Origin of the sequence: Aldersonia kunmingensis (assembly GCF_001646865.1) — a bacterium.
GTDB lineage: Bacteria > Actinomycetota > Actinomycetes > Mycobacteriales > Mycobacteriaceae > Aldersonia > Aldersonia kunmingensis.
The window spans coordinates 36,195-47,410 of record NZ_LRRB01000269.1; the positions used below are offsets into that span (position 1 = coordinate 36,195).

The following is an 11,216-nucleotide window of genomic DNA, read 5'->3' on the forward strand; positions in this document are numbered from 1 at the left end:
CGGTGTGATCCGATCGTGTCGGGACGCACTAGCGGCGCACTAACGCGGCGCTGTCACCGCTCGCTCGGCTCCGTCCCGGTCAACCCGACCGTCCCGGGCAGGTCCGGTGCGGCTTCGCGTCGCTCTTCGGCGGTGCTACTCACCCGCTGCCTCGGCGCGTCGCCCGCCAAGGTCGCCAACGGCACTTCGTGGCGGCCGACAAGCTTCCCGGACACCGTCGCGTGATGGCATTGCGGGCAGATGAGGTCGCCTGCGCCCGGGGACGGGACGGCCGATCCCTGGAACCGGTAGAACGACCAGACGCCGCCCTCCGTGTCCTCGACGTATTGGACGGTGTAATCGTCCGCCCAGGAGTGCCCGCAATTGCGGCAGTCGAAGTTGTATCGCTCGATCGCGCCTTCGATGATCATCTCGACATCTCCGTACTCGACGGGACGGTCATGGGATCGAACGCGCCCCGGATTTCTCCCTCGATGTACGGATCCAGTGTTCTCCGAATCGTCGGCAGTTGCCAGCGCGGGTCCGGGCGCACACAAACACGAGCCCGAACACCACGCTCACGGGTGCGAACCTTCTCCGTGGGCGCAAAACTTCGCCCCCACGAACACAATTTGCTCGGTTGAAAGGTGGGGTACGGGTCAGTTCTTCGCGCGCGGGACAGCCGTCGACCACAGCGCCCAAGCGATGAGCACCGGCTGGAAGAACAGCCGCGCGAGACGCTTCTGATCGGTGTTCAGCCCGAACGCGTCGCGCTTGTTGAGGAACTGCGCGATATTGCCCGGGAAGACCGCGACGAAGAATGCCGCGAGGAACCTGCCCATGCGGACCCGATCGCGGCTCAGCGTCGCCAGTCCGAGGCCGAGCATGATCTCCACGCCGCCCGAGGCCATCACGACGCCGTCGGCATCGAGCGGGACCGACTCCGGGACCTGCGCCTGAAACTCCTCGCGCCCCCAGAACAAGTGACTGAAGCCGGCGAAGATCATCGCCCCGGCAAGCGCGAGCCGAGCGAACGTCCTTGGCCGGGTGGTGGGCAGCGGAACGGACTGGGTAGCGGTCATGCGCTTCTTGATACCCCGACAGTGCGGCGCACGCTCTTCAACTCGCTGTCCGGAAACGCAAAATGCGGATCCCGAGGGATCCGCATTTTGTGCTGAAGAGGCTTCGACTACTTGGCCGCGGGCTGGGCCGGCGCCGCGGGGGCCGGAACCGTGGCGGGATCCTTGCAGTACGCCAGCTGCGGCGGGCACGGAGCAAGGATGGTGGAGAAGTACTGGAAGGCCGAGAACGCGATGATCGGACCGCCCGCGAACACCGTTCCGACGATCGAGCCCACGGGACCCATCAAGGCCATGCCAACCAGGCAGCCCGCGATTGCACCGCCGACAAACGGTACGAGCAACGGAATGAGCGGGCTGGTGAGAGTGGCGCCGACCGCTGCGCCCATCAGGCAACCGGTACCGGCGCCGAGCACGGCGCCGAGCACGGCGCTGACAGCCGTGCCGACGCCGGCACGCTGCGCGAAGGCACCCAGCGCCTGAGCGTCACGCGGCATGAACGACTCGCCCCCCTGCGCCGCGGCCTGCTGGACTGGGATGACCTGGTTCTGCGACACCGGAGCGGCCACGCGCTCACCGGCGACCTTGGACGGGGTCAGGGTTGCCGTCGAACCGTCGACCTGTGCGGCAACGGGGTACGCCATGTCGTCGATCTGAACGCGCAACGGAAGCACGGCGATCTGGTGGTCGGCGGCGTCACTGATCACCAGCTGCGAATCGAGCTGCTGGATCTTGCCGCCGAAGATATTCAGCACCGCCGCGTCGCCGCTCTTGGTGACCTCGTAGGAGACCTCGGACGCCTGGGGGGCCGGCTGCGCTGACTGAGCCGGCACGGCCGGCGACGGAGCGGCATTCGCCGTCCCCGCAGTGACGGCAACCGCCACAGCGGCCAACACGGCGGTCGCAGCCGCTGACTTGATACGCATTTTGGATCCTCATTCTCATTGGTTGAAATCCGGCCACCACCCGGGCGGCCGCGTTCGTTCTGCCGGGGGCTCGGAGCACCCCGGTGCCGGCGCTCGATCAGCTACCGGAGACTGTGATCCCGCCACCTGTCGTCGCGAGCTCGGCTCGCGTGGCGAGTTCGCGTTTCAGGATCTTGCCGCTGGCGGTCATCGGCAGTGCCGTGGCGAATTCGATGTCGCGCGGGTATTTGTAGGACGGCATCAGGGCCCGGCACCAGGCGATGAGATCGTCCTCGGTGGCGGCTGTTTCCCGCTCCCGCACGACGAAAGCCTTGATCTCCTCGCCGTAGAGCGAGTCGGGAACTCCGATGACCGCGGCCAGCGATACCGCCGGATGGGCGAGCAGCACTTCCTCGATCTCGCGGGGGTACACGTTGAACCCGCCCCGCACGATCATGTCCGTGGCCCGGTCGACGATGTAATAGAACCCGTCCACGTCCCGGCGAGCGAGGTCGCCGGTGCGGACCCATCCGTCGCGCATGACCTCGGCGGTCGCGGCGGCTCGGTTGTAGTAGCCCTTCATGACGTTGTGCCCGCGCAGCGCGATCTCGCCGACCTCCCCGACCGCGCTGACCGTGTTCCACTCGTGGTCGATCAGGCGAGCCTCGATGCCCCACACCGGAATTCCGATGGATCCGGGCCGCGGCTCGCGGCCGGGATCGGCGAAGATCGCCAGCGGGGAGGTCTCCGACAGTCCATAGCCTTCCAGGATCTGAACCCCGAAACGCTCCTTGAACCGCGACAGCATCTCAACGGGAAGCGCTGTGCCGCCGGAAACGGCCTTGCGGAGTGTGCCGGCGATCCGGTCGATGTCGACGGTGTCGTCGAGCACGTTCAGCAGTCCCCAGTAGCTGGTCGGCATTCCGGCGAAGAACGTGATGCCCTCGTCTTCGAACGTCCGCAGTGCCGTAACCGCATCGAAGCGTGGCAGGAGCACCAGGGTGGCACCGACCGAGAGACCGGCGTTCATGTTGATGGTCTGGCCGAATGAATGGAACAGCGGCAGGCTCACCAGGTGGGTGTCATGGCGGTCGGAACGGTTGTCGAACAGCCGATTCGCAGCATGCGCGTTCATCACCATGTTGGCGTGGGTGAGTTCGGCACCCTTGGGGCGATCGGTGGTACCGCTGGAGTACAGGATGACCGCGGTGTCATCGGGATTGCGAGGAATGGTGTCGAAAGTGCTCGGTGCTCCAGCCACGGCCTGTGACAGGGTGTCGACCCCGGCGTACGGTGCGCGGGTTCGCTTATCGTCGGTGATCAGAACCATGTCCCGGCACCCTGGCGCCGCCACGAACCCCTCGTGGCCGAACTCCCCCATCGGGAGCTCGTCGGTGCCCTCGTAGCAGACGTACACACTCGCATCGGAATCGTCGAGGTGGTAGGCGATTTCGCTCGACCGCAGCTGAATATTGAGCGGAACGACGACCGCGCCTGCCTTGAGAATGCCGTAGTACGCATAGACGAACTCCGGCACGTTCGGGCACGACAGCGCCACCTTGTCGCCGGGCTGCACGCCGCGTGCGGTGAGCATGTTCGCTACCTGATTGGCCCGGGCGTCGAGTTCGGCGTAGCTCTGGCGCTCGGCGCCGAGCACGATCGCATCGTTGCCCGGAAGCCGGCGCGCCGAATCCTCCAGCAGAACAGCGAGATTGAACACGATTGACCTTTCGGGATTGTCCGAGCCGATATCGCACCGGCGTTGAGGGATGCTCGGCTGAATCAGCCGGCGACGATCAGCGGCGCAGCGGTTGCCGCCTGGACCTCGGCCTCGGTGACTCCGGGCGCGCATTCACGCAACGCCAGCCCGGCTGGGGTGACGTCGATGACGGCCAGATTGGTGATGATGCGATGCACAACCCGCTCGCCGGTGAGCGGAAGCGTGCAGCGGGAGACGATTTTCGGCGCACCGTTCTTGTCGGTGTGCTCCATCAGAACGATGACCCGTCGTGCGCCGTGCACCAGATCCATCGCCCCACCCATGCCTTTGACCATGTGCCCCGGAACCATCCAGTTGGCCAGATCGCCGGTGGCAGAGACCTGCATTCCGCCAAGGACAGCAGTGTCGATATGGCCGCCGCGGATCATGCCGAAGCTGGTTGCGGAGTCGAAGAACGACGCCCCTGCCAACACCGTGACGGTTTCCTTCCCGGCATTGATCAGATCGGCATCGACGTCGGCCGCATCCGGGTAGGGACCGGTGCCGAGGATGCCGTTCTCGGAGTGCAGGGTGACGTGCACGCCCTCGGGCAGGTAGTTGGGAATGAGGGTCGGCAGACCGATACCGAGGTTCACATACTCGCCGGACCGCAGTTCACGCGCGGCGCGGGCGGCCATGGCGGAGCGGGACCATCCGAGAACCGTTGTCGCAGTATTCATATCAGCTCTCCTGGGCGATAGTGCGCTTCTCGATGTGCTTGGTCTGCCGGCCGGTGTGCACGATGCGGTCGACGAAGATGCCCGGCAGGTGGACGGCGCCCGGGTCGATCTCCCCCGAAGGGACGAGTTCTTCCACCTGCGCGACGCAGATGCGTCCGGCCGTGGCGGCAAGCGGATTGAAGTTGCGGGCCGACTTGTCGAACACCAGGTTGCCGTCGGTATCGCCGATGAGGGCGTGCACCAGGGCGTAGTCGGCCGTGATCGCTTCCTCGAGCACGTAGCGGCGGTCGCCCCACGTGCCGCCGAAGGTGCGCACCTCCTTGGCCGGCGAGGCCACAGCGACCGAACCGTTGGCCGCGTACCGCCAGGGCAGGCCGCCCTCGGCGACGGGAGTACCGACACCGGCGGGGATGAAGAACGCCGGGATACCGGCTCCGCCCGCACGCAGCTTCTCGGCGAGGGTGCCCTGCGGCGTGAGCTCGACTTCGATCTCTCCGCCCAGATACTGCCGGGCGAACTCAGCATTCTCCCCGACGTAGGAGGCAACAACCCGTCGAATCTGCTTGTTGTTCAGCAGAATCCCCAGGCCAACACCTTCAATGCCGCAGTTGTTCGAGATGACCTCGAGGTCGGTGATGTCGCGGTCGGCCAACGCCTCGATCAGCGCGTCGGGGATACCGCATACTCCGAACCCACCGACAGCCAGGCTCGACCCCGAGACCACATCAGCGACAGCGTCCGCGGCCGAGGAGCAGAGCTTGCTCACCGGACTGCCGCCAGGTCGGGCGCGGTGGCGGCGAGCAACTCGTTGAGCAGCTCCTCCGCGCGCGGCCACTCGCCGTAGCCGGCTGCCGGATTGAGGTGCCCGACGTCGCCCACATCCACGAGGCGGCTGCCCCAGCCCTCGGCCATCCCCGCCACTCGCCGGAACGACGCGAGCGGGTCGGTGGTGGAGGCAGCCACGATGCCCGGGAACGGCAGTCGACCACGGGGAATCGGGTTCCAGCCGTTCGCGTCCAGTTCTGCAAGAGTCGGATAGCCGCTCGGCATCGGTGTTTCCACGTCGGCCGGCGCCGCCAGCAGCGCCCCACGCACGGGTCGCCGTGTCTGCTGCGCCCAGTGCACCGTGATCATGACACCGGCGCTGTGGGCGACCAGTACAACCGGACCGTCGATATCCGCGATCACCGCATCGAGTGCGGCAATGCGGGCAGCGAGGCTGAGCTTGTCGCACTCGAGCGGCGGGACCGTGCGGACCTTGTCCAGGCGCTCGGCCAGCAGGGTCTGCCAGTGGTCGGCGACATGGTCGCGCAATCCCGGCACGATCACGATGGTGGGTTCGACGGTGTCAGACATGGTGTGCACTGGTTCCTTTCGCGGTCGGTTCGCGCTGCGGTGCTAGGTGTTCAGTTCGCGGGCTGCGGGGCGACGGTGGCGAGCTTCCGGATCCCTGCGGGGTAGACACGCTTGCCGAGCAGCAGTGCTGCGATCGCACCCAGGTAGGCCAGGGGCGCCAGCTTCAGTGCGGACACCAACCCGATGTGATCGGCGAGGACGCCGACGACGAACGGACCGAGAGCGAGCCCGAGCAGGCTGTTGGCCAGCGTCAACGTGCCGAACGCGGATGCCCGCACCGACTGATGGGTCAGGTTTGCGACCATGGCCGCAGTCGGTCCGGAGGAACCGCCGGAGAAGAATGCGCCGATACCGATCAGCAGCAACTGCAGCGGACCGTTTCCGAGGCTGAACCCGGCAACCAGGCACACCAGCGAGATGCAACAGAACGCGATCGCTGCGGACCACTTCCGGGACATATCGACGCGCCCGACGCGGTCGGTGATCATGCCGCAGACGACCATCCCGGCACCGATGAGCAGCACGAACACTGCGGCAACGCCGGCCGCCCGGTCCGGGGCCAGACCGTAGGCGCGGTTGAAGAAGCTCGGCAACCACGACAGCAGCACGGCGGCCGTGAAGATCTGCAGGGCACTACCGATGTAGGCGCACACAACGGCGGGGTTGGTGAAGAGCGTCGAAACGGGCGCGCGGAAACCTTCGACATGCGGGCCGGTTTCGGTGTGCTGGTCGGCAGCGTTCCGGCGAAGCTTTGCCTCACTCACGATGAAGCTGAACAGTGCCGCAAGCACCAGACCGAAGATCGCCATGACGGCAAACGACGAACGCCATCCGAAGTGCGTTGCGATGACGCCACCAAGGCCGACACCGAGAACCGATCCGAACGATCCGCCGGCCATGAACGCGCCACTCAACGCGGCGTGCAGCCGGGGTGCGAAAACACTGATCACGACGGCGATTCCGACGCTGCCGTAGGCAGCTTCGCCCACGCCGACCAGGAAGCGAGCGGCCAGCATCTGCTCGTAACTCGCCGCGATGGCGCACAGCAGGGTCGCCAGGCTCCACAGCACCGCCATCAGCACCAGGCTCTTCACGCGGCCCCACCTGTCGGCCAGGATCGACAGCGGGAGGGTGAGTACACCGACCATGAGCGCGACGACGCTGGTGAGCGACGCCAACTGCGAATCAGACAGCGCCCAGTCCTCTTTCAGGAAGGGAAAGACGGCGCTGAGCACCTGCCGGGACATGTAATCGGCCAGCAGCAGACCGAACGCCAAGGCGAAGACGACCCACGGGTACCGGCGACTGCGTTGGGAGTTTCCGTCCGCCTGGACCGGGGCGGCGTCCATGTGTTCGTCCGCCCGGGTGATGGTCATTTGCAACGACATTGATGCTCCTACAGATCGGATGCGTCGAGAGGGTGTCGGGGCTGGGGAGTTCGAAAGACGTTCACCTCTCGGCTACGTCCAGGGGACGGCGGGGGGAGGGGTACCCCCGCCCGTCGTCGGACACTCAGGCGTGCTGAGTGAAACCGACCTGGCCGGGACGGCGGTTGGGCGCGTAGCCGAGCTTCGCCAAGGTCTCGTCGGCGTCGGCGTACCACTCGTCCAGCTTGTAGATCTCGCGCGCTTCCTTGCCGGTCGCAACCTCGCGGCCGAGTTCGCCTGCGATGCGCACGAGCTGCTTGACCTGCTCCACCGAGGTCATCTTCTCGCCCTTGCGGCCCCAGAGGGTGTCCTCGTTGCCGCAGCGGGCGTGCAGGCCCATAGCGATGGCCATGGTGTTGACCGGCAGGGTGCTACGCATCAGGGTCTCGAGCGTCAGCCCGGCGCCGTCCGGCACGCGCTGAACGAAGTTCATGATGTTGTACGGGTTCGGCCCGTCGAAGCCGCCGCCGATGCCGACCCAGGTGAGGTTGAGCGGTCCGGTGTATACCCCGCGACGGATCAGTCGCTCGACGGTCTCGAGCTGCGGGATGCTGGACAGCTGGAAGTGCGCCTGAATCCCCTTGGCCTGCAGTCGCTTCAGGTGCTCCTCGACCCACTCGGGGCCGGCCGGAACGACCATCTCGCGGTAGGCGTCGTACACCTCCGGACGCATGAACGAGGTGCCGGCGATGTCGCTCTCGGTCATCAGCTCGACGATGTTCATCTGGCTGGTGTTGATCGCGATGGTCACCTGGTCCGGCTTCGGATCCAGTTCCGCGAGCATGTGCCGGGCGTCATCGGAGAGCCACTTCGCGTCCGCGCCATCGCCTTCCGGCGCGAAGGAGATGGAACCGCCGACCTGCAGGATCATCTCCGGCACGGCCTCACGCAGGCGGCCGAGCAGCTCGTTGAACTTCGACAGTCGCTTCGAGCCCTTGCCGTCGAGTTCACGCACGTGGATGTGCAGCACGGTCGCGCCGGCCTCGTAGCAGTCCACCGCGGCCTGGACGTGCTCGTCCATGGTCAGGGGCAGGTCCTCGCGGAAATCGTCCAGTTCCCATTCCGGGCCGTAAGGGGCGACGGTGATGACCAGCTTTTCCTGGTTCTCCGGGAAAAACGAATCGTCGTGGAAATGCATGGGAATGCTCCGATCTGAATTGGATCTAGAAGAGGTGGGTGAATGACCGTCAGAAGGTTGCGTCGCCGACGATCCCGGCGCGCTCCATCTTTCGGACTGCAGGCCAGTAGTCCTGAACGGCGTAATGCTGGGTGGACCGGTTGTCCCAGATGGCGAAGCTGTTCTTCGTCCACCGCCAGCGCACCTGGAATTCCGGGATGGTGGCCTGCCGCATCAGGTAATGCAGCAACTCGGCCGCACCCGGTGCGTAGTCCGCGCCGAACCGCACGTTCTGCGGCGTGTGGTAATTCACCAGGTGGGTGGTGAAGGAGTTGACGAACAGAATCTGCTCGCCCGTCTCGGGGTGCGTGCGGACCACGGGGTGCTCGGCGTCGGGAAAACGATGCGCGAGCTCGCGACGCCGTTCGTATGGCATCGCCGCGCCGAAACTGGCTTCGATGCTGTGCCGCGCACGCAGTCCCGCGATCTGATCCTTCACCCGCTCGGGCAGACGCCGATACGCCTCGCCCATGTTCACCCAGATGGTGTCCCCGCCGACCGGCGGAGTCTCCACGCACCGCAGGACCGAACCCATCGGCGGGTTGACCCGCCAGGTGGCATCGCAGTGAAAGGCGTTCTCGTAGTGCTCGGGAGGGCTGTCGAGGTCCTTGTAGATGCGCACGAGTCCGGGGTTCTCCGGGTCGCTGCCCAGGACCGGGTGGTCTTCCAGCGGGCCGAACCGCTCCGCCAGCGCGACGTGATCGGCGCGACTGATGTCCTGGTCGCGCACGAACAGCACCTTGTATTCGAGTAGCAGGGCGCGCAACTCGGCGAACAGTGCATCGTCGTGTGCGATCTGCGCGAGGTCGACATCGATCAGTTCCGCACCGATCGAGCAGGTGAGCGGCTGTGCGGTGATCGCGCCGCGGATCACCGAATCTTGGTATGGGGCAAAGGTTGTCACGGTTGTCCTCCAGCGGTGGCGACGAAAATCAGAGAGTGAAGACCGACGAGCCGACGCTCCGGCCCGATTCCAGGTCACGGTGGGCCTGCGCCGCATCGGAAAGCTTGTAGCTCTGGTTGATCTCGATCCGGATGCGACCGGCGGCGACATGCGAGAAGAGCTCATCGGCGAGCTCGGCTCGCTCCGCGGGATCGGCGATGTAGTCGGCGAGCGCGGGGCGGGTCACGTACAGCGAGCCCTTGATCGCCAGTTGCATGGCATTGATCAGCGGAGTCGGTCCAGACGCGGTGCCGAAGCACACCAGCATTCCGCGGCGCGCAAGCGAATCCAGCGACGTATCGAACGTCGTCTTTCCGATGCTGTCGTACACCACCGGGACGCCCTTGCCATCGGTAATCTCACGCACGCGTGCGGCGACATCCTCGCGGGTGTAGATCACCACGTGATCGCAGCCGTTGGCGCGGGCGATTTCGGCCTTCTCCTCCGTGGAGACGGTACCGATCACGTTGATACCCAACAGCTTTGCCCACTGGGTGAAGATCGACCCGACGCCACCGGCAGCGGCGTGCAGCAGGACGGTGTCGCCCTCGCGCAGCGGAGCGATGCGGCGAAGCAGGTAGGCCGAAGTCAGTCCACGCATCGTCATCGATGCAGCGGTGTCGAAGTCGATCCCGTCCGGCAAGGCGATCAGGTGCTCGGCCGGCATCACGCGTTCGGTGCTGTACGCGCCGAGCGGGCTACCGGTGTAGGTGACCCGATCCCCCGCCTTGAAGCCGTCGACGCCCGGGCCGACCGCCTCGATCACGCCGGCCGCCTCGACACCCATGCCCGCGGGCAGCGGCGCGGGGTACAGGCCCGTACGGAAGTAGGTATCGGCGAAATTCAGTCCGACGGCCTCGTGCCGCACGCGCACTTCACCGAGCCCCGGATCGCCTACCTCGACGTCCTCCCAGCGCAGAACGTCCGGGCCACCGGTCTCGTAGAAGCGAACAGCTTGTGCCACAACAAATCTCCTATTCGGTCCACCGGGATCTCCGGTGCGATCGACAGTTGTTCTCGATGAATGGGCGTACAAATATGCCGCGGCGTGCTGCGGCATACACACTGCTAACCATCGATCGTGTGCTTTCAGCGGAAGGGCGAACCGGGTGCGCTCACCGATCGCGTGTCCCTAACCACTGATCACCATCAATGTGATGCGACCCACTGTAATTGCGGTCACTGGCCTATGCTTATCCTGCGGGGACGACATACTGTTCATCTCGGGACATTGGAAGACGTCTGTGAAACCACTCGCCCGCTATGCGTCAGTACACGGATTCATCGAACTCGGCCGCTCGCTCGGCCTGGATCCGGCCGCGATGATGCGCGCGAGCGGACTGGACCCCGCCGGGTTGAGCGTGCAGGACCGTTGGGTTCCCGCCGCCGCAGTCGCCGATCTACTCGAACAGTGCGCGATCAGCTCCGGGCGTGAGGACATCGGCCTACGCCTGGCCGAACGTCGCCGCCTGGCCAATCTCGGTCCGCTCAGCTTGGTCGTCCGCGAGGAACCCGACGTCCGCAGCGCGATCCGGACGATGACCCGTTACGAGCACATGTACAACGAAGCGCTGCACACCCGAGTCACCGAACACGCCGCCATCGCCACCATCCGCCCGAGCCTCGACCTCGGCGGGCCGGGGGAAACACGGCAATCGATCGAACTGGCCGTCGGGATCTGGCACGGACTCCTGCGTGGATTCCTCGAACCCACATGGCACCCGCTGGAAGTCCGCTTCGCCCACTCGGCACCCCACGACGTCACCACCCATCATCGGATGTTCAGCACCCATGTCAGCTTCGACCAGGACTTCGACGGAATCCTCATGTACACCACCGACCTCGACGCACCCAACCGCGATGTCGGACCCCCTCGNTGCGCACGTACGCGCAGCAAATAAGTCGAGGCAT

At 65.8% G+C, this 11,216-nt stretch carries 12 protein-coding genes; 1 reads left to right on the forward strand and 11 read right to left on the reverse strand.

From position 1 onward, the window contains the following. Positions 1 to 53: 53 nt before the first annotated feature. From A8G08_RS21245 to A8G08_RS21295, 11 genes are all read right to left on the reverse strand, one after another. Complete coding sequence (locus A8G08_RS21245) at positions 54 to 410, reverse strand: hypothetical protein (RefSeq protein WP_068278567.1); 357 nt, start codon at positions 408 to 410, stop codon at positions 54 to 56. Positions 411 to 638: 228 nt separating this feature from the next. Next, entirely contained in the window at positions 639 to 1,061 is a 423-nt protein-coding gene (locus A8G08_RS21250) for a DoxX family protein (RefSeq protein WP_084436673.1), read from the reverse strand. A gap of 107 nt (positions 1,062 to 1,168) precedes the next feature. Beyond that, complete coding sequence (locus A8G08_RS21255) at positions 1,169 to 1,984, reverse strand: DUF8020 domain-containing protein (RefSeq protein ID WP_068278569.1); 816 nt, start codon at positions 1,982 to 1,984, stop codon at positions 1,169 to 1,171. A gap of 97 nt (positions 1,985 to 2,081) precedes the next feature. Then, positions 2,082 to 3,683, reverse strand: a complete 1,602-nt coding sequence (locus tag A8G08_RS21260) for a long-chain-fatty-acid--CoA ligase (protein ID WP_068278571.1) — start codon at positions 3,681 to 3,683, stop codon at positions 2,082 to 2,084. 62 nt (positions 3,684 to 3,745) lie between these two features. Then, positions 3,746 to 4,402, reverse strand: a complete 657-nt coding sequence (locus A8G08_RS21265; protein WP_068278573.1) for a 3-oxoacid CoA-transferase subunit B — start codon at positions 4,400 to 4,402, stop codon at positions 3,746 to 3,748. 1 nt (position 4,403) lies between these two features. Continuing rightward, positions 4,404 to 5,168, reverse strand: coding sequence for a CoA transferase subunit A (locus A8G08_RS21270; RefSeq protein ID WP_068278576.1), 765 nt, complete (start codon positions 5,166 to 5,168; stop codon positions 4,404 to 4,406). Beyond that, positions 5,165 to 5,758, reverse strand: a complete 594-nt coding sequence (locus A8G08_RS21275; protein ID WP_068278578.1) for an RBBP9/YdeN family alpha/beta hydrolase — start codon at positions 5,756 to 5,758, stop codon at positions 5,165 to 5,167. Before A8G08_RS21275 ends, A8G08_RS21270 begins: the two co-directional genes overlap by 4 nt. 50 nt (positions 5,759 to 5,808) lie before the next feature. Next, the gene (locus A8G08_RS21280; protein ID WP_068278604.1) at positions 5,809 to 7,107 is read right to left on the reverse strand and encodes an MFS transporter; all 1,299 of its coding nucleotides are present in this window, start codon (positions 7,105 to 7,107) and stop codon (positions 5,809 to 5,811) included. Positions 7,108 to 7,270: 163 nt separating this feature from the next. After that, entirely contained in the window at positions 7,271 to 8,323 is a 1,053-nt protein-coding gene (locus A8G08_RS21285) for a beta-keto acid cleavage family enzyme (RefSeq protein WP_068278579.1), read from the reverse strand. 49 nt (positions 8,324 to 8,372) lie between these two features. Next, positions 8,373 to 9,266: a TauD/TfdA dioxygenase family protein gene (locus tag A8G08_RS21290; RefSeq protein WP_068278581.1), complete on the reverse strand. Its 894-nt coding sequence runs from the start codon at positions 9,264 to 9,266 to the stop codon at positions 8,373 to 8,375. A 28-nt stretch (positions 9,267 to 9,294) separates the two neighbouring features. Continuing rightward, complete coding sequence (locus tag A8G08_RS21295; RefSeq protein WP_068278583.1) at positions 9,295 to 10,269, reverse strand: quinone oxidoreductase family protein; 975 nt, start codon at positions 10,267 to 10,269, stop codon at positions 9,295 to 9,297. A gap of 361 nt (positions 10,270 to 10,630) precedes the next feature. On the opposite strand from A8G08_RS21295, the gene A8G08_RS21300 reads away from it, so the two are divergent. Continuing rightward, positions 10,631 to 11,206, forward strand: coding sequence for an AraC family transcriptional regulator (locus A8G08_RS21300; RefSeq protein ID WP_425394588.1), 576 nt, complete (start codon positions 10,631 to 10,633; stop codon positions 11,204 to 11,206). The last annotated feature ends 10 nt before the right edge of the window (positions 11,207 to 11,216 follow it).

Coding starts and splice junctions, on each gene's coding strand:
- A8G08_RS21245 (WP_068278567.1), bottom strand. CDS start 410: ATGATCATCGAAGGCGCGATCGAGCGATACAACTTCGACTGCCGCAAT.
- A8G08_RS21250 (WP_084436673.1), bottom strand. CDS start 1,061: ATGACCGCTACCCAGTCCGTTCCGCTGCCCACCACCCGGCCAAGGACG.
- A8G08_RS21255 (WP_068278569.1), bottom strand. CDS start 1,984: ATGCGTATCAAGTCAGCGGCTGCGACCGCCGTGTTGGCCGCTGTGGCG.
- A8G08_RS21265 (WP_068278573.1), bottom strand. CDS start 4,402: ATGAATACTGCGACAACGGTTCTCGGATGGTCCCGCTCCGCCATGGCC.
- A8G08_RS21275 (WP_068278578.1), bottom strand. CDS start 5,758: ATGTCTGACACCGTCGAACCCACCATCGTGATCGTGCCGGGATTGCGC.
- A8G08_RS21280 (WP_068278604.1), bottom strand. CDS start 7,107: ATGGACGCCGCCCCGGTCCAGGCGGACGGAAACTCCCAACGCAGTCGC.
- A8G08_RS21285 (WP_068278579.1), bottom strand. CDS start 8,323: ATGCATTTCCACGACGATTCGTTTTTCCCGGAGAACCAGGAAAAGCTG.